Source organism: Lysobacterales bacterium, from assembly GCA_016721845.1.
In the GTDB taxonomy this organism is placed as follows: domain Bacteria; phylum Pseudomonadota; class Gammaproteobacteria; order Xanthomonadales; family Ahniellaceae; genus JADKHK01.
On sequence record JADKHK010000013.1, the window covers coordinates 480,162 to 496,676 of the forward strand.

Annotated in this window: 19 protein-coding genes; 11 read left to right on the top strand and 8 right to left on the bottom strand. The window is 65.8% G+C overall.

Features of this window, described 5'->3' with window-relative positions; genetic code table 11:
- Position 1: 1 nt before the first annotated feature.
- From IPP28_09585 to dusA, 8 genes are all read right to left on the bottom strand, one after another.
- Positions 2 to 1,372, bottom strand: coding sequence for a two-component sensor histidine kinase (locus tag IPP28_09585; protein ID MBL0041269.1), 1,371 nt, complete (start codon positions 1,370 to 1,372; stop codon positions 2 to 4).
- A gap of 9 nt (positions 1,373 to 1,381) precedes the next feature.
- Positions 1,382 to 2,062, bottom strand: coding sequence for a response regulator transcription factor (locus IPP28_09590; protein MBL0041270.1), 681 nt, complete (start codon positions 2,060 to 2,062; stop codon positions 1,382 to 1,384).
- Positions 2,063 to 2,545 carry a PepSY domain-containing protein gene (locus IPP28_09595; protein ID MBL0041271.1) on the bottom strand — a complete coding sequence of 161 codons (483 nt, stop codon included), beginning with the start codon at positions 2,543 to 2,545 and terminating at the stop codon, positions 2,063 to 2,065.
- A gap of 80 nt (positions 2,546 to 2,625) precedes the next feature.
- Positions 2,626 to 3,909, bottom strand: a complete 1,284-nt coding sequence (gene thrC / locus IPP28_09600) for a threonine synthase (GenBank protein MBL0041272.1) — start codon at positions 3,907 to 3,909, stop codon at positions 2,626 to 2,628.
- Complete coding sequence (locus IPP28_09605) at positions 3,897 to 4,829, bottom strand: homoserine kinase (protein ID MBL0041273.1); 933 nt, start codon at positions 4,827 to 4,829, stop codon at positions 3,897 to 3,899. Before IPP28_09605 ends, thrC begins: the two co-directional genes overlap by 13 nt.
- Positions 4,826 to 7,294, bottom strand: coding sequence for a bifunctional aspartate kinase/homoserine dehydrogenase I (gene thrA / locus IPP28_09610; protein MBL0041274.1), 2,469 nt, complete (start codon positions 7,292 to 7,294; stop codon positions 4,826 to 4,828). Before thrA ends, IPP28_09605 begins: the two co-directional genes overlap by 4 nt.
- Positions 7,294 to 8,241: an amidinotransferase gene (locus tag IPP28_09615; GenBank protein MBL0041275.1), complete on the bottom strand. Its 948-nt coding sequence runs from the start codon at positions 8,239 to 8,241 to the stop codon at positions 7,294 to 7,296. Before IPP28_09615 ends, thrA begins: the two co-directional genes overlap by 1 nt.
- Before the next feature lie 73 nt (positions 8,242 to 8,314).
- Positions 8,315 to 9,304, bottom strand: coding sequence for a tRNA dihydrouridine(20/20a) synthase DusA (gene dusA / locus IPP28_09620; GenBank protein MBL0041276.1), 990 nt, complete (start codon positions 9,302 to 9,304; stop codon positions 8,315 to 8,317).
- A 286-nt stretch (positions 9,305 to 9,590) separates the two neighbouring features.
- Here dusA and IPP28_09625 point away from each other — a divergent pair, with 286 nt between their 5' ends.
- The 11 genes from IPP28_09625 (at position 9,591) to IPP28_09675 (ending at position 16,480) form a co-directional block, all read left to right on the top strand.
- Positions 9,591 to 10,373, top strand: coding sequence for a hypothetical protein (locus IPP28_09625; GenBank protein ID MBL0041277.1), 783 nt, complete (start codon positions 9,591 to 9,593; stop codon positions 10,371 to 10,373).
- A gap of 122 nt (positions 10,374 to 10,495) precedes the next feature.
- Positions 10,496 to 11,221 (top strand): hypothetical protein, encoded by a 726-nt coding sequence (locus tag IPP28_09630; protein MBL0041278.1) that lies wholly within the window; start codon positions 10,496 to 10,498, stop codon positions 11,219 to 11,221.
- Entirely contained in the window at positions 11,218 to 12,084 is an 867-nt protein-coding gene (locus tag IPP28_09635) for a hypothetical protein (protein MBL0041279.1), read from the top strand. The genes IPP28_09630 and IPP28_09635 overlap by 4 nt, the downstream gene beginning before the upstream one ends.
- Positions 12,081 to 12,950 carry a hypothetical protein gene (locus IPP28_09640; GenBank protein MBL0041280.1) on the top strand — a complete coding sequence of 290 codons (870 nt, stop codon included), beginning with the start codon at positions 12,081 to 12,083 and terminating at the stop codon, positions 12,948 to 12,950. The genes IPP28_09635 and IPP28_09640 overlap by 4 nt, the downstream gene beginning before the upstream one ends.
- 65 nt (positions 12,951 to 13,015) lie before the next feature.
- The gene (locus IPP28_09645) at positions 13,016 to 13,714 is read left to right on the top strand and encodes a hypothetical protein (GenBank protein MBL0041281.1); all 699 of its coding nucleotides are present in this window, start codon (positions 13,016 to 13,018) and stop codon (positions 13,712 to 13,714) included.
- The gene (locus tag IPP28_09650) at positions 13,711 to 14,493 is read left to right on the top strand and encodes a hypothetical protein (protein MBL0041282.1); all 783 of its coding nucleotides are present in this window, start codon (positions 13,711 to 13,713) and stop codon (positions 14,491 to 14,493) included. The genes IPP28_09645 and IPP28_09650 overlap by 4 nt, the downstream gene beginning before the upstream one ends.
- Positions 14,490 to 15,239, top strand: a complete 750-nt coding sequence (locus IPP28_09655; GenBank protein ID MBL0041283.1) for a hypothetical protein — start codon at positions 14,490 to 14,492, stop codon at positions 15,237 to 15,239. The genes IPP28_09650 and IPP28_09655 overlap by 4 nt, the downstream gene beginning before the upstream one ends.
- Positions 15,236 to 15,628, top strand: a complete 393-nt coding sequence (locus IPP28_09660; GenBank protein ID MBL0041284.1) for a hypothetical protein — start codon at positions 15,236 to 15,238, stop codon at positions 15,626 to 15,628. Before IPP28_09655 ends, IPP28_09660 begins: the two co-directional genes overlap by 4 nt.
- Positions 15,625 to 15,966 carry a hypothetical protein gene (locus IPP28_09665; protein ID MBL0041285.1) on the top strand — a complete coding sequence of 114 codons (342 nt, stop codon included), beginning with the start codon at positions 15,625 to 15,627 and terminating at the stop codon, positions 15,964 to 15,966. The genes IPP28_09660 and IPP28_09665 overlap by 4 nt, the downstream gene beginning before the upstream one ends.
- Positions 15,963 to 16,214, top strand: a complete 252-nt coding sequence (locus IPP28_09670) for a hypothetical protein (GenBank protein MBL0041286.1) — start codon at positions 15,963 to 15,965, stop codon at positions 16,212 to 16,214. Before IPP28_09665 ends, IPP28_09670 begins: the two co-directional genes overlap by 4 nt.
- Positions 16,205 to 16,480: a hypothetical protein gene (locus IPP28_09675; protein ID MBL0041287.1), complete on the top strand. Its 276-nt coding sequence runs from the start codon at positions 16,205 to 16,207 to the stop codon at positions 16,478 to 16,480. Before IPP28_09670 ends, IPP28_09675 begins: the two co-directional genes overlap by 10 nt.
- The last annotated feature ends 35 nt before the right edge of the window (positions 16,481 to 16,515 follow it).

Sequence of the window (16,515 nt, forward strand, 5' to 3'; positions counted from 1 at the left end):
ATCAGCGCGTCGCCTCGAAGCGGACGTGGAAGCGGGCGCCGCCGAGCTCCGGCGAGCGCTCGACCGCAAGGTGACCGCGGTAGCTCTTGACGATGTCCTGCACGATCGACAGGCCGATGCCATGGCCCTGGACGCGTTCGTCGCCGCGTACGCCGCGCTTCAACAGGGTTTCGACCTTGTCATCGGGGATGCCGGGGCCGTCGTCGTCGACGCAGATGTCGAGACCGGGACGGCGCGTGCCGGCCGGGTTCAGGCGCACGACCTGCAAGACCACGCGCCCCTTCGCCCACTTGAACGCATTTTCGAGCAGGTTGCCGAGCAACTCCAGCAGGTCCCCGGTTTCGCCGTAGAAGCGGGCTTGTGCATCGATCTCGAATTCGCACAGGATCCCGCGCGCCGCGTAGACCTTCTCCAGTCCGGTGACGATCGCCTCGGCATGTTTCTCGATTTCGATCGGGGCCGAAAATGTCGCATGGCCCGAGGCTGCGGCGCGGGCCAGCTGATAGGCCACCAGATCATCCATGCGCTGCACCTGCTCGGCGATGGTCGTGCGCGTGTCGTCGCCGGCGCTGGTCGCGTCGAGCTGCCCGCGGATCACCGCCAGCGGCGTCTTCAAGCTGTGCGCAAGATCGCCCAGCGTATTGCGGTAGCGCGTGCGTTGCTCGCGTTCGTTGTTGATCACGTCATTGATGCTGGACGTCAGCGGCGACAGTTCGCGCGGGTAACGGTCCGGCAGGCTGTCGCGTTCGCCGCGCTCAACGCGGCCGAGATCATTGGCGACCTGGCGCAGCGGACGCAGGCTCCAGCGCAGCATCAACACCTGGACCAGCAGCAGCACCGCCGCGGCGCTGCCGAGGTGGAAGAACAGCGTGCGCCGGAAGACGTTGACCTGGCGCTTCAGCGCCGTTTCCGACTGCGCCACGAAGAAGGTCATCTTGACCTCCTTGCCGCCACCGATCTCCCAGGCCACGCCTTGCGCATAGCGATAGACGCCGCCGATATTGGTCTCGATCGGGCCATCGAACTGGGTGCGTCCGGGTTCGAGCTGGATATCGAACGGGATCTGCCGGCCCAGCGTCGAGGTCGATCGCCAGTCGTAGTCCGGCCCGGTGACCCCGGCATACAAACCGGACTGGGGGCGTTCGAATTCGGGGTCCGGCGGCACTTCCGGCAAGATCAGCGTGCCCCGCACATTCATGTCGGAGCCGGCGATGTAGGACAGCACGTAGCTGCGCAGTCGTTCGCGGGTCGACTGCAAGGCACTTTTCGTGAACGCCTGTTCCAGCGCGTAGCCGGTCACGCCGAGGAAGGCGGCGAGCGCGAGGCTCGCCGCCCACAGCAGTCGCGTCTGCAAGGACAGGGCGCGACGCATCGGTCGTGATCAGTTCGTGCGCGGAATCGCGAAACGGTAGCCGCGGCCGCGAACGGTTTCGATCGGCTTCAGGCTGTTGTCGGGATCGAGCTTGCGGCGCAGGCGACCGATGAACACTTCCAGCACGTTCGAATCGCGGTCGAAATCCTGCTGGTAGATGTGCTCGGTCAGATCGGCCTTCGACACCAGTTCGCCGGCATGCAGCATCAGGTATTCGAGCACCTTGTATTCATAGGTCGTCAGTTCGACGCCGCTGCCGGCCACCGTCACCGTCTGGGCCGTGGTGTCGAGCACGACCGGGCCGCATTCGAGCTGCGGCTTGCTCCAGCCGGTCGCGCGACGCATCAGGGCGTTGATGCGTGCCAGCAATTCCTCGACGTGGAAGGGCTTGACCAGATAATCGTCGGCGCCAGTCTTCAGGCCCTCGACCTTGTCCTGCCAACTCGAGCGTGCGGTCAGGATCAGGATCGGATATTTCTGGCCGAGGCCGCGCAGCTTCTGGATCAGCTCCAGGCCGGTCATCCGCGGCAAGCCGAGGTCGATGATGGCGACGTCGAAGGGCACTTCCTTGCCGAGGAACATCGCTTCCTCGCCATCGCAGGCGGTGTCGACCGCATAACCTTCGCGCTTGAGACGGGCGGCCAGGGTTTCGCGCAGGGGCGCTTCATCTTCGACCAGCAGGATCCGCATTCACTGTTCTCCTTGTTGTTCGCGCGATTCGGGCGCGGCCGTGGGCTCGATGGGGGTCAATTGCACCACGCGCACGCGACCGCCCGGTGTGAGCAGCTTGACGCGGTAGACGTCGCGGCCTTCGTTGCGCAGGCGGTCGGCCGACAGCACCTTGCCGCCATGCGTGCGTTGCGCCTGCTCGATGGCCTGGTGCATGTCCCGACTGACTTCACGCGGCATCGGATACCGGTTGCGCAGGGCCTCGACACGCTGTGCGCGGGCATCGTAACGCGCCGGCGTCGCCGGGCGGACGATGACGGGTTCGGAAGGTCGATAGGCTTCGCGGTCGTAGCGTGATCGTGCCGGCCCCGGTGACGTCGCCGCGGGGGCTGGCTCCGATTCCATCGCAGCGGTCGCGCGCGGCGACTGGTCCGCTTCCGCACGCGCCGCCATGACCGCGAATGCGGCCAGGCACACGAACAGAAGGGAACGGATGGCAGTCATGGCTCGATCATAGCCCCGGGCAAGGTGCCGGGAAACGCGGCCACGATGGTGCAGCGGCATTGAATCTCGGCTGAAGCGGATCAGCCGGCACGCAGCGCGGTCGCCAGCGCCTCGGGGGCCGCCGCCATCGGCAGGGCCCTCGCCGGTACGGACAGCCAGCGTGCCAGTACCTCGGGCACCGGCACCGGGCGTCCGATCAGGGGCTCGACCACGGACTCGAACTTGGCCGGGTGGGCCGTCGCGACCACGGCCCAGTCGCGCAGGTCGCCCGCGGCACGGCGACCGGCCACGAACTCGGCGGCGGTCGCCGTATGCGGGCAGATGACCGTACCGAATTCGGCGAGGAAGGCGGGGACGCGCCGGCGGATGGTGTCGTCGTCGACCGACAGGGTGTGCAGACCACCGGTCTCGGCGAAGCCGGCGCGCAGGCGTTCCAGGTTGCTCGGTGCACCGACGTCCATCGCGTTCGCGATCGTTGGTACCGATGGACGCGGGGTGTAGGTGCCGGTCTCGAAGAAGTCCGGCAACACGCGGTTCGCGTTGGTGACGATCGCGATGTCGCCGATTGGCAGGCCCATCGCGCGCACCCAGATCGCCGCCAGCGCATTGCCGAGATTGCCGCTCGGGATCGCGACATTCAGGGCCGTACCGCCGCGACGCACATGGCGCAGCGCGGCCTGAGCGTAATAAGCCATCTGCGGCAGCAGGCGACCGATACTGATGCTGTTGGCGCTGGTCAGCGGCACTGCGGCCATCAGCGTGGCGTTCGCGAACGCGGCCTTCACCATGGCCTGGCAGTCGTCGAAGCTGCCGTCGACCGCGTAGCTCGCAACGTTGTCGCCGAAACAGGACAGCAGGTGCTTCTGGCGCGGCGACACACCGCGATCCGGGAACAGCACCGCGACCTTGAAGCCAGGGCGGCGGTGAAACGCACCGGCCACGGCGGACCCGGTATCGCCGCTGGTCGCGACCAGCACGGTCAGATCCGGCGCATCCGCCTTGCGCAAACGCGAGAGGCAGGCTGCCAATACGCGTGCGCCGACATCCTTGAAGGCACCGGTGGGACCATGGAACAGTTCCAGCAAATGGGTGCGCCCGTCCTTCAGCGCGACCAGGGGCGTGTCGAAATCGAGCGCTTCGGCGCAGATCGCGTCGACCTGGTCGGCCAGCGGCGAATCGGCCAGGAACGGCCGCAACAACACGGCGGCGATATCGGCCAGCGTGTCGCGGCCGGCGAAATCGTCGACCGAGAAACGCAGCCAGTGTTCGGGCACATAGAGGCCGCCGTCGCGGGCGAGGCCGCGGCTCAGGGCTTCGACGACGCTGCAACGGTCGCCGCCGCGGGTGGAGATCACGTGCATGATTCGATCCTTGCGCCGGCTGAGGCGACGGGCGAGACATAGGCGCGGGCTTCGAGCCCCGCGTGGGCGAACGCGCCGAGCGCATCCACTTGCGCCGCTTCGGCGGCTGCGCGCGAGGCGAACCAGCCGAACACGCTGGGGCCGGCACCGGAAATGCTGGCGCCATAGGCATCGTGGTCGAGCATCGCCTGCTTGATCGCCGCGAAACCGGGGATCAGATCGGCGCGGCGCGGTTCGACCAACACGTCCTTCAGCCCGGCGCGGATCAGCGCGTGATCGTTCGTGTACAGGCCCGCGAGGAACAAGGCCAAAGCTTCCGACTGCGGCACGAAATCGCCGATCGCGTAGGGCGCGCGCAGGCGTTCGCGGGCGACGCGGGTTTCGACGACGAGGTCAGGATGCACCAGCAACGTGTGCAATCCCTCCGGCACTGGCAGGCGCACAAGACGATCATGCGCGGCCAGCACCAGGCCGCCGAGCAGGCTCGGCGCGACGTTGTCGCCGTGACGCCCGCCACTCGCGGCAAATTCACCTTCGAGCGCATGCGGATACAACGCTTCGAGCGGCAGCGGCGTGTCGAACAGCGCGTTCGCGGCGACCAGCGCGGCCACGGCCGATGCCGCCGATCCACCCATGCCGGAACCCAGCGCAATACCCTTCTCGATCTCCAGCGCGACGCCGAATTCCGCATCGACGGCGGTCAGCAACGACGCGACGGCGCGCGCCGCCGTGTTCTTCTCGACCTCGCGCGGCAGTTCGATCGGCAGGCCGCGGATGGCATCGACGCGCACGCCGCGATCGGCGCATCGCGTGGCGGTCACCCGATCGCCCGGTCCTTCGAGCGCGTGCCCGATCAAGTCGAAGCCGACCGCGCAGTTGCCGACGCTGGCCGGCGCAAACGCGACGGCACGAGCGCGACTCATACGCGGGCCCCGAGATAGGCCGCGACGCGCAGCAGATCGGCAAACACGCCGGCCGCGGTGACTTCCGGGCCCGCGCCCGGGCCTTGCACGACCAGCGGGTTCTTGTTGTAGCGCGCGGTCGTGAACTGCACGAAATTGTCGGTGAGCTTGCCGTTCGCGAAGGCATGCGAGGCCGGCAGCGCGCGCAGGCCGACTCGGGCCTGCCCGGTGGCATCGAGCGAGGCGACGAAGCGCAGCACTTCGCCGTTCGCGCGCGCGGCCTCGAGCCTGGCCTGCATCGCGGCATCGAGTTCCGGCAGTCGTGCCATGAAGTCATCGATCGATCCGGCGGCCAGTTCGGCCGGCACCAGGCTGTCGACTTCGACGTCGGCCAGTTCGGTGGCGAGTCCGAGTTCGCGCGCGAGGATGACGAGCTTGCGCGCCACGTCACGGCCGTCGAGGTCGTCGCGCGGATCGGGTTCGGTATAGCCCAACTGCTTGGCTTCGCGCACCAGCGCCGAGAATGGCTGGCTGCCGTCGAAGCGGTTGAACAGGAAGGCCAGCGTGCCGGAGAACATGCCCTCGATGCGGTCGATGCGATCGCCGGTATCGATCAGGTCGCGCAGGGTCGAAATGATCGGCAGCCCGGCGCCGACCGTGGCTTCGTAACGAAAGCGCGCGCCGGATTCGCGCGCATTCGCGAGGATGTCGCGATAACGCGCGATCGGCCCGCTGCCGGCCTGCTTGTTCGGCGTGACGATGTGGATGCCTTGCGACAACCACTTCGGATACTGCGCGGCGACCAGTGGCGATGCCGAGCAGTCGGCGATCAGTGCGTGTGGCAGGTGCGAGGCGTGCACATGCTTCGCGAACGCATCGAGGTCGCCGTCGCCGGCCTGGGCATAGGTGTCGCGCCAGTGCGCGAGATCGATGCCGGTCTCGGACGTCGCGAGCCTGCGGCTGCCGGAGATCGCGCGCACGCGCAGGTCGATCCCGAACTGGGCACGCAGGCGCGGCGCGGCTTCGCGCAACTGCTCGATCAGAACCGCACCGACATGGCCGGGGCCGACCACGCCGACCGAGATCGTCTGTGCCGACAGGTAGAAGCCGGCGTGCACCGCCCGCAAGGCGCGTGCCGCGTCCGCCGAGTCGATCGCGACCGAGATGTTGCGTTCGCTGGCGCCCTGCGCGATCGCGCGGACGTTGATGCGACCGCGGCCGAGTTGATCGAACAGGCGCGCCGCGGTGCCGGGATGACCGGCCATGCCGTCGCCGACCACGGCCAGCACGCTGATCCCGCGAGTGACCGCGATGCGCTCGATCATGCCGCGATCAAGTTCGCGCGCGAAGGCTTCGGCGAGCAGGCGCTCGGCCCGATCGACTTCGGCGTCGCGGACGACGCAGCAGATCGAGTGTTCGCTCGAACCCTGCGAAATCATCACCACCGAAATGCTGCCGTGGCGGAGCGCGCCGAACACGCGCTCGGCGGTCCCGGGCACGCCGATCATGCCGGCGCCTTCGACGTTCAGAATCGCCAGACCACCGAAAGCGCTGACGCCCTTCACCGGCGGTTCCAGCGAGCGTTCGGCGCTGATGCGCGAGCCGCGATGCGAGGGATTGAAGCTGTTGCGGATGTAGATCGGGATCTGCCGCTCGATCGCTGGCGCCATCGTCTGCGGATGGATCACCTTGGCGCCGAAGTAGGCGAGTTCGCAGGCCTCGTGATAGCTCAACTCCGGGATCAGCACCGCTTCCGGCACCGCGCGCGGATCAGCGCTGTAGACGCCGTCGACGTCGGTCCAGATGTGGACTTCGGCGGCATCGGCCAGCGCACCGAAGATCGCGCCGGAATAGTCGGAGCCATTGCGCCCGAGCGTGGTGGCGCGGCCTTCGCCGTCGCGGGCGACGAAGCCGGTGACGACATAGCGCGTCGATGGCTGGCGGTCGCGCAAGGTGTCGAACAGCGCCTGCGACTGGGCCCAGTCGACCATCACGCCCAGTTCTTCGGCGCGCACGCGCAGGACCTCGCGCGCATCGCACCAGACTGCGGCGTCGCCGCGCACCTTGAAGTGTTCGGCGAGCAGGCGCGAGGACCAGACTTCGCCCAGCCCCTGGATCAGATCGAGCGCTTCGCGCGACGGCGTGCCGAGCAGTGCCAGCGCGTGCAGGACGTCGGCGAGGTCGGCGAATTCCTGTTCCAGCCACGCCACCGTGGCCTCGGCCTGGGCGCCGAGCAAGGCGAGGGCCGTGGCCTGGTGGCGTTCGCGCAAGCGCCCCAGGGCATCACGCCAGACCTCGCTGCGGGCGGCCGCACTGTGCGCCAGCGCGATCAGCGCGTCGGTGACGCCCTGCATGGCCGAAACCACGACGACTTGCCGCTCGCCCTCGCGAGTCGACAGGATCGCAGCGACCTGGGCGATGCGTTCGGCATCGCGCATCGAGGAACCGCCGAACTTGTGGGCGATGAACGGGAAGGACGGGGTCATCAGAAGATCTCCGCGACGCAGCAGCGCAGGCTGCCGCCGGCTTGTTCGATTTCGGTCAGGTCGACGCTGCGCACCGTGAAACCGGCGTCGCGCAGGATCTGGCGGTTGGATGCGCTCAATGCGGCGTCGGCGCGCGCGCTCATGAACACGGTGTCGTTCGCGAGCGCGATGCAATTGCCGACGAAGTTCGCCTTTTCGTCATCGCTCAACCAGACGACGTGCGGCGCATAGCGGGCGGCAATGACTTCGGGTACGCGTGGATCGGCGAACGATCCGGCGTGCAGGACAAGGGCGCGTCCAGCCAGCACGCTCATGACGACATTGGTGTGGTACTCGCCGGGAGCGAGGTCGAACATCAGGCTGATGCGCAGGCCGAAAGCGCGATGCATCGCCTCGGCACCGGCGCGGTTCAGGCGCTCGGTCAGGCCGAACCAGCCGATGCCGGCGGCGCGGTCCGGCACCAGTGCGCCGGTCAGTTCGGCGACGACGTCCGGGGCGATCAGCGATTCGATCGAATAACCGTGTTGCCTGCGGAACCAGTCGAGGATGTCGTCGCGCACAGCCTCGCGCTGGCGGACCGGGTGGCGCATCGCACCGATCATCAGCTTGCCGGGCACGGTCGCGAAGACGTTGTTCGGAAACACCGCATCGGGCGCATCCGGCAGGCCGGGAAATACCTGCGTCGCGATCACGCGACCGATCGATTCGACCAGCCCGGCATGTTCGCGCAGCGCGCGTGCCCGGTCGACCGCACCGGTGGCCATGTAGCGGTTGTCGGTCGCCGATTCCTCGGCCAGGGCGAAATGATCGGGCTGCACGAAGAATGCCCCACGGGCCGTGGCCGGCCGGTCCAGCGCCGGCGCAAGCCGCTGCAACGCCTCGCGAAAGGCGACAGGGTCGGCATACAGGCCGCGGGTCGCGGCCTGATCGGGAACAGGGGAGGACATCGGATCAACCCGGCCGCGGGGAGGGACGCGACCTGCGCCCGATTGTGCGCGAACGCTACCGAGTCGCCAAGTCTCAGGCCGCGGCCCGAATCCCGGCGATTTCGACCAGCGCCTGTTCGATCAGTCCGAAATCGGTGCCGGGTCGGTGCGCGTTTTCGCTGAGTACGCGACGGAAGCGGCGGGCGCCGGGCAGGCCTTGATACAGGCCAAGCAGGTGGCGGGTGAAATGGGCGATCGATTCGCCGCGGGCGAGGCGGGCGTCAATGTAGGGGCGCAGGCCGTGCAGGACGTCGGCGCGATCGGGCAGGGCACAAGTCGGGTCGAACAGGTCGCGCTCGAGTTCCGCGAGCAGGTAGGGCTCATGGTATGCGGCGCGGCCGAGCATCACGCCGTCGAAGTCGCCGATCACGTCGGCGACCGCCGCGCGCGAGGCGAGCCCGCCGTTCAGCACGATCGTCAGTTGCGGGAATTCGGCGCGCAGTCGGCGCACACGGTCGTAGTTCAGCGGCGGAATCTCGCGGTTTTCCTTCGGGCTCAGGCCTTTCAGCCAGGCCTTGCGCGCGTGCACGACGAACACGTCGCAACCGGCGCGGTGCACGGTGTCGACGAAGCGGAACAGGTCGGTGTCATCGTCCTGTCCGTCGACGCCGATGCGGCATTTCACCGTGACCGGGATCTTCACAGTCGCGCGCATCGCGGCGACGCAATCGCCAACGAGTTCCGGTTCGCGCATCAGGCAAGCGCCGAACGCGCCGGACTGCACGCGTTCGCTCGGGCAGCCGCAGTTGAGATTGATTTCGTCGTAACCGACGTCTTCGCCGATGCGGGCCGCTTGCGCGAGCAGTTCAGGCTCCGAGCCGCCGAGTTGCAGCGCGACCGGATGTTCCATCGCCTCGAAGCCGAGCAGGCGCGCGCGATCACCATGGATGGCCGCGTTCGCATGCACCATCTCGGTGTACAGGCGCGCATGCGGCGACAGCAGGCGATGGAAGATGCGGCAAGGACTCGTCGTCCATTCCATCATTGGGGCGACGCACAGGCGCCAGGGTGAAACATTCGTCATCGCGGCAAAAAGAAACGCCCGGTGAGCCCGGGCGTCGTCATTGTAGCGGCGTACTTACTTGCTCGCTTTCTTGGCCGCTTTGGCCGCTTTCTTTTCCTTGGCGGTCTTCTGCGGTGCCTTCTTGGCTTGCTTCTTCTGTTCCATGCCTTTGGCCATCGTGCGCTCTCCGCTGGGTGCTGCAGCAGGCGACCATCGCCCGCCGTGACCGCGATCCTAAACTTCCGTGCGGCGAATGCAATGGCTCGATGATCCCGACATACTCCGACCCGGGTCTCAGGGGGCAATCATGATCCTTCGTCGTGTGATCGAGCATGTCCGTCATCAGGAATGGACCGCGATCGGCATCGACTTCGTCATCGTGGTGTTCGGCGTCTTCTTCGGCATCCAGGTCGCGAACTGGAACGAAGACCGGTTGACCCGCGCCAAGGCCGAGGTGTTCACGGCGCGACTGAAGGAGGACTTGAAGGCGGAAGCCTGGCGCTACCAGTTCCTGCTTGAGTATTACCGCGATGTCCGTGATGCCACCGAAGCCGCCGCCGATGCGCTCAGTGGCAAGGCGCCGCTGTCGAACGAGGTCTTTCTCGTCCACGCCTATCGCGCCACCCAGTACAAGCAGGGCGCGAGCCGACGCGCGACCTACGACGAACTGATATCCACCGGCAACGTCGGCTTGATCGAGGATCGCAAGCTGCTCAATCTCGCGGTGCGCGCCTACAGCGTCGTCACGATCGACGCCACGGTGAAGGAGGGCGTCGAGTCGCCCTACCGTGCGCTGTTCCGGATGAGTGTCTCGAACGACACGCAACGAGCGTTGGCGAAGCAGTGCGGCGATCGCTACATCCTGCCCGGCGACTACACCGACTTCGACCACGTCATCGACTATGCCTGCGAATCCGGCCTGCCCGACGCCGAAGTCGACGCCGCTGCCGAGGCACTACGCGCTGATCCGCAGACGCTGCGTTTCCTGCGCTTGCGCGTCGCAGATCTGGAAACGCGGCTGGCCGACCTGACCGGCAACAATCGCGATGTATTCGAAGGCTTCGTCGGTATCGCGAAGGAGACGCCATGAACGAGGCCCCGGAAGCAGCGCAGCCAACAACATCCGCGCCGCAACCCGCGCGCCGCTCGCGCTGGCAGCGGTTCTCGCCGTCGATGGGCTGGCCGGCGTTCTGGAGCGAGATCCTGATCGTCGTGCTCGGCGTCGTGATCGCGCTCGCGGCAAGCGAGGCGGTGCAGGACTTCAGTTGGCGCAACAAGGTGCGCGATGGCGAAGTTCGGCTTCGCGCCGATACGCTCCGGCTGTTCGTCTGGAGCGCCGAGCAATTCGCCACCTATCCCTGCGTCGACGCGCAACTGGATCGCCTTGCCGCCAATGTGATGGCGAGTGACGCCGTCCTAAACCCCGCACCTGTATTTTCGGACGCTTCGATCCCGCAAAACCCCAAATTCGTCCTGCGCCTGGCCACCCGTCCTTGGCGATTTACGGCGTGGGATGCGTTGGTGAGCGACGGCACCGCGACCCATTTCAGCCAGCAGTCGCAGGATCTCTACGGTGCGACCAGTGAAAGCGCTGCGAGGATGCGTGCCGTCAGGCTCGAATTCGACGAATTGATCGGGCGCCAGATGGCGATGTCCTACCCGATTGCGCTGGATGCCGGGGTGCGCATGTCATTGCTGGCGGATATCGAATTGTTGCGCCGACTGAGTCTTGCGAATTCGATCACCAGCCGACAAATGATGTCGAGTTTGCTCGCTGGGGGCAGCGCGCCGGATGTTGAATCACGTGGCGATCCGAACTGCAAGGCCTCCGGTACGGTGAAGTTCTGCAAGGAACACGAACTGCCAATGGCGGATTGGCGCGACATTCGCGAGACCGTCGTGAGCAGCATCTCGCCCGCTCCGGTGAAGTCCCCATGACCGCACCCAGTAGCCCCGGCGAAGAGACGACTTCGTCTGAACCAACGATCCGCCGCTCGCGTTGGCAGCGCTTCTCGCCGTCGATGGGCTGGCCGGCGTTCTGGAGCGAGATCCTGATCGTGGTGCTGGGTGTCGTGATCGCTCTGGCTGCGAACGAAGCCGTGGAAGACTGGAACTGGCGCCACAAGGTGGAAGATGCGGAGGCACGCTTGCAGGGCGACATCGCCTGGGTGTTCCTGTGGTCGGCGGAGAAATCGGTCACCCAGCCCTGCGTGGACGCACAACTGGCGGCGATGAGCCGCAACGTGCTGGATAGCGGGGACACGCTGCAGCCCCTGCCGGTCGGCACCGCGCTGGACCGGCAATGGGTGGTGCGCATGCCCACGCGCCCCTACCGATTCCCGACCTGGGAGGCACTGCTCGCCGACGGCACCGCGAGCCATTTCCCGCCGCAGCGGCAAGCGATCCTGGGGCGCATCAGCCATGACATGGTGCAGGCGCGTGCCTACGAAGCGGAGTCCCGGGGCCTGGATGGGGCCCTGCTGGTGATGCGCGATCCGATCGCGCTCGATCCGGTGGTCCGCGCCGACCTGCTGACCAATATCAATCGCCTGCGATCCTTGTGGGGCAACGAAAGGCTTTACGCGCGGCAGCGGATGCGCCTGATTGCCGACGCCGGCAGTGCGCCTTCGGAAGAAGTGGTCGAACTCTTCCTCAATGCCGAAGGGAAGCATCCTTCCGGCAGCGACTTCTCCGGTGCGGTGCCCGACTGCAAGAAACAAGGGCTGCCGCTTGCAGACTGGCGCGACTACCGGGACGTCGTCTTCACGGTGGGCGCTCCCCGAGCAGGAGAGGGCAAATGACCCCAACCAGTGTTTCCGGCGAGAAAACGACTTCGCCTGAAACTCCGCCGCGCCGCTCGCGCTGGCAGCGCTTCTCGCCATCGATGGGCTGGCCGGCGTTCTGGAGCGAAATCCTGATCGTGGTGCTGGGCGTTGCGATCGCGCTCGCGGCCACCGAGGCGGTGGAGGAATGGAACTGGCGCAACAAGGTGAAAGACGCCGAAGCCCGCTTGCAGGGCGATGTCGCCTGGGCGTTCTTGTGGTCGGCGGAGAAGGCGGCCGGACAGCCCTGCGTCGATGCCCAGTTGGCGGCGATGGCCAGGGCCGTCATCGAAAGCGGGGAGACCTTGCCGCCGATGCCGGTGGCGACGGTGCTGGACCTTCAACGGGTGGTGTACATGCCCAACCGTCCCTGGCGCTTCCCGGTCTGGGGTGCGCTGCTGGCCGATGGCACCGCGTCGCATTTCGATACGCAGCGACAGGCGGTGTTCGGACGCATCAGTGACGGTCTGGTGTTGTCGCGTGAATCCCAGTCGGATGAGCGACGTCTGGGCGGGCGCTTGCTGCTGATGCGAGACGCGATCCCGCTGGATCCCGGGGTACGCACCAGCCTGCTCGCCGACATCAACAACTTGCGATCCATCGCGGCGTACGATGCCCTGAATGCGCGTCAGCGGATGCGGCTGATCGCCGATGCCGGGCTCGCTCCGCCGGAAGCCATGGTGGAGCGCTTCATGAACGCCTCCGGCGAGCAACCGGTCGGGGTCGATTTCTCCGGCATTGCGCACTTCTGTACGTTGCACGACCTGCCGTTTGCAGACTGGCGCGAGTACCGCAAGCTGCCCGCCACCAACATCCTCTATCCCAATGCGGGTGTCGCCAAATGATCCTGCGCCGCCTCGCACAACATCTGAAAGAGCAGAACTGGACCTCGATCACGATCGAATTCGTATTGCTGGTGCGTGGCGTGTTTCTAGGTATCCAGGCCGCGAACTGGAACGAGGAACGAAACGAGCGGATCGCGGAAATCGGCTATCTGGGCGGATTGCAGAAGGACGTCGACTATTCGATCGGTTCGCTGCAGCACATGATCCAGCGGATGGAGGAGCAGCAGGCCGCAAGGGAGAAGCTGCATGCGTTCGCCACCGACCCGGAGGCGACGTTGCCTCCGGCAGAACGCGAACAGCTCGTGCTGTCCGGCCTGTTTTACCTGGCGCAAGTCGACATCAACGCGGTGACGTTCGAGACCTTGAAGAGCTCGGGCCGGATGTCGGTCATCCACAGCCCGTCGCTGGAGACCGAGTTGCAATCGCTGAGCGCGAACGTCGCCACCGCGCTGCGCGATCAGGCCGACGAAGTGCAGACCACGTATCTGTTTTCCGATCCGCTTCTGATCAGGAATATCGACATGGCCGGCGTGTTCCGGCAGCCGAACCGGGCTGGCAGGCCGAACATCCCCTGGCTGAAGGAGGGCGCTTCCGACCCCGTGACGCCGCACATCATGAAGTCGCAGGAATTCGCCAATGTGCTGCTCTACCGATCCTTCTTCACCGACTCGCGCTTGCGCGGTGCGCGCAGCATGCTCGAACAGCATCAGCGTATCGCCACCTTGATCAAGGCGCGCCAGTCCGAATTGGGAGCCGCGCCATGATCCTGCGCCGCTTCGCGCAAGCATTGAAGGAACAGAACTGGACGTCGATCACCATCGAGTTCGCACTGCTGGTGCTCGGCGTGTTTCTCGGCATCCAGGCGGCGAACTGGAACGAGGCGCGCCAGACCGGCGAGAAATCCGGTGTGTTCTCCGAGCGGCTGAAGGACGATTTGCGCCGCGAAGCCCAGCGTTACCTGTTCCTGCAGGAGTATTACCGGGACGTGCAAGCGGCCACCGAGGCAAGTGCGAACGCGCTGACCGGCAAGCTCCCGCTCTCGAATGAGGCTTTGCTGATCAATGCCTATCGTGCCACCCAGTACCGGGCAGCACCCAGCTTCCGCACCACGTACGACGAACTGATCGCCACTGGCAACCTCGGCCTGATCGAGGATCGAACCATGCTGAACCTGGCGCTCGCGGTGTATCGCCTGAACTCGCTGGAACTGCTGGAGCGGGACAGCATCGCATCGCGCTATCGGGTCCTGTTCCGGGAGGGCATTCCCCACGACGTGCAACGCACATTGGCAAGCCGGTGCGGCGACCGCTTCATCGAGATCGACGGCAAGATCGACCGCGATCACGTGATCGACTATCCCTGCACCACCGAACTGCCTGCGGACGATATCGATGCGGCGGCCAACGCACTGCGCGCGGACCCGAAAATTCTGCGTCAACTCAGCAAGCGGGTCGTCGATCTGGATTCGCACCTGGCCAATTTGGCCGCAAACATGCGCAGTACGTTCGAGCGCAAAGCCGAAATCTTCGGGGAAGCGCCATGATCCTGCGCCGCCTCGCCCAATCCCTGAAGGAACAGAACTGGACCGCAATCACGATCGAGTTCGTGTTGTTGGTGCTGGGTGTGTTTCTCGGCATCCAGGCCGCGAACTGGAACGAAGCGCGCGGTGACCGTTCGCGCGAAGCCGTGTATCTCGCCAGTCTGATGCAGGACCTTCGGAGCGACATCGACGAGATCGACGAGGTCAAGCGCGTGTCGACCTTGCGCTTGTCGGCGATGGGCTACTTGCTGACACAGGCGACCGGCGCGCCGTTGCCCTCGGGATTCGACTCGGCGCGCGGGCGCATCGAGATCGAGCCGACGCCGGCGTTTGCGGCCGACGATCCGAACAGCATCGGCATCGCGATGTTCATCCTGACGACGCTCGACGGAAACCGCCTCGCCTACGACACCATGATCAACACCGGCGGCATCGGCGTCATCCGCGACGACGCGCTCCTGCGCGCGATCCAGTCCTACTACAGCAGCGTCGACAAGGTGCGCACCTTCGAGGCAGCGCTGGAGATCAATCGCGTCAAACTGGTCGACGCCCAGCAGCAAGCGGGCCTGTCGCCGGTGGACGCGATGACGTCTCCGCAGATGATCGCCGCGTTCGCGGATCACCCCGCCTTGCTCGCCGCAGCGAAGAACTACTGGCTCTACACCAATCGCCACTTGAAGCTGATGAATGACCTGCGCGCGGCCGCCGAACACGTCGTCGACGACATAGGGCAAAGGACGAAGCCATGATCATGCGCCGTCTCGCGCAATCGTTGAAGGAACAGAACTGGACCGCGATCAGTGTCGAGTTCGTGCTGCTCGTGCTCGGCGTGTTCCTCGGCATCCAGGCGGCGAACTGGAACAGCTCGATGATCGAGCGCGGCGAATCGCGCGATTCGATGCAACGTCTGGAAGAAGACCTGCGCTTGTCGATCAAGCTCACGCAGTCCAATGCCGAGTTCATGACGGAAGGCGCCCGTAACGCCGACCTGGTGCTCGACCGTCTGCGCGCCTGCAAGCTGCCCGAGGCGGATCGGAATCAATTCGCGAACGGCCTGTACCGCCTGGGGAAGACCATGCCCGCAAGGCTGGTGCGCACGACCTTCGACGAGCTGCGCGACAGCGGCGGCTGCGGTTGATTGGCAATGCCGAATTGCGGCGGGCGCTCAGCGAAACCGTGCGTAGGCAGGATTCGCACGAGGGGGTGTCCAAGCTGATCTCGGTGCGCATGGATCCGCACATCGCGTACGTGGACAGTAATGTGATCTTCGCCGTCGATGCCACGATCGGAGACGCGCAGCGCCTCGAATGGGACCAGCTGGATATCGACTTCGACGTCGCATGCAAGGATCGGCGCTTCCACACAGCCGTCGGCGCGGTGCGCAACTACACTTACGACGCCCTGTCCGACTCGGGCCGGATGCAGAAACGCTACAGGGAACTCCTCGACATGATCGAGAAAGAGAACGCGCCATGATCCTGCGCCGTCTCGCGCAATCGTTGAAGGAACAGAACTGGACCGCGATCTGCATCGAGTTCGTGTTGCTCGTGCTCGGTGTGGCCCTCGGCATCGAGGCGCAGCAATGGGTGAATGAACGCGCCGAGCGCCAACTGGAGCGGGTTTATCTCGAGCGCATCCTGACCGACATCCGCATCTCGATCGATACCGACCAATTGAACGCAACGCGGCTGACCGTGCGAGGACGGCTATCAGCATGGTGTTGAATCGGTTGCGGCGCAGGGAACTGGCTGATTCCGAGAAGGATGCCCGCTCTCGACGCGCTGCTGACGTCCGGCGCGTCGCGCCGTCGGTGTTCGTGTTGAACACGATGGACGAGATGCTCTCGTCCGGAAAGTTTTCCATCATTCGAAATTCGAAAATCCGCGACATCTTGAATGGCTTGGCGCGCGATTCGGATTATCAGGACAAGGTCTATGCCGCCAAGATCGCCCAGGTCGCCACTGCATCCGTGGCCGCGAATCCAACTTGATCGCACATGCCCGAGCGACACAAGACGCCTCTCCT

What these genes read in the sequence shown, in the direction of transcription:
- IPP28_09615 (MBL0041275.1), bottom strand. Translation starts at nt 8,241, where the DNA reads ATGTCCTCCCCTGTTCCCGATCAGGCCGCGACCCGCGGCCTGTATGCC.
- IPP28_09655 (MBL0041283.1), top strand. Translation starts at nt 14,490, where the DNA reads ATGATCCTGCGCCGCCTCGCCCAATCCCTGAAGGAACAGAACTGGACC.
- IPP28_09605 (MBL0041273.1), bottom strand. Translation starts at nt 4,829, where the DNA reads ATGAGTCGCGCTCGTGCCGTCGCGTTTGCGCCGGCCAGCGTCGGCAAC.
- thrA (MBL0041274.1), bottom strand. Translation starts at nt 7,294, where the DNA reads ATGACCCCGTCCTTCCCGTTCATCGCCCACAAGTTCGGCGGTTCCTCG.
- IPP28_09595 (MBL0041271.1), bottom strand. Translation starts at nt 2,545, where the DNA reads ATGACTGCCATCCGTTCCCTTCTGTTCGTGTGCCTGGCCGCATTCGCG.
- IPP28_09625 (MBL0041277.1), top strand. Translation starts at nt 9,591, where the DNA reads ATGATCCTTCGTCGTGTGATCGAGCATGTCCGTCATCAGGAATGGACC.
- IPP28_09635 (MBL0041279.1), top strand. Translation starts at nt 11,218, where the DNA reads ATGACCGCACCCAGTAGCCCCGGCGAAGAGACGACTTCGTCTGAACCA.
- IPP28_09670 (MBL0041286.1), top strand. Translation starts at nt 15,963, where the DNA reads ATGATCCTGCGCCGTCTCGCGCAATCGTTGAAGGAACAGAACTGGACC.
- IPP28_09640 (MBL0041280.1), top strand. Translation starts at nt 12,081, where the DNA reads ATGACCCCAACCAGTGTTTCCGGCGAGAAAACGACTTCGCCTGAAACT.
- IPP28_09650 (MBL0041282.1), top strand. Translation starts at nt 13,711, where the DNA reads ATGATCCTGCGCCGCTTCGCGCAAGCATTGAAGGAACAGAACTGGACG.
- IPP28_09585 (MBL0041269.1), bottom strand. Translation starts at nt 1,372, where the DNA reads ATGCGTCGCGCCCTGTCCTTGCAGACGCGACTGCTGTGGGCGGCGAGC.
- IPP28_09660 (MBL0041284.1), top strand. Translation starts at nt 15,236, where the DNA reads ATGATCATGCGCCGTCTCGCGCAATCGTTGAAGGAACAGAACTGGACC.
- IPP28_09590 (MBL0041270.1), bottom strand. Translation starts at nt 2,062, where the DNA reads ATGCGGATCCTGCTGGTCGAAGATGAAGCGCCCCTGCGCGAAACCCTG.
- IPP28_09675 (MBL0041287.1), top strand. Translation starts at nt 16,205, where the DNA reads ATGGTGTTGAATCGGTTGCGGCGCAGGGAACTGGCTGATTCCGAGAAG.
- dusA (MBL0041276.1), bottom strand. Translation starts at nt 9,304, where the DNA reads ATGACGAATGTTTCACCCTGGCGCCTGTGCGTCGCCCCAATGATGGAA.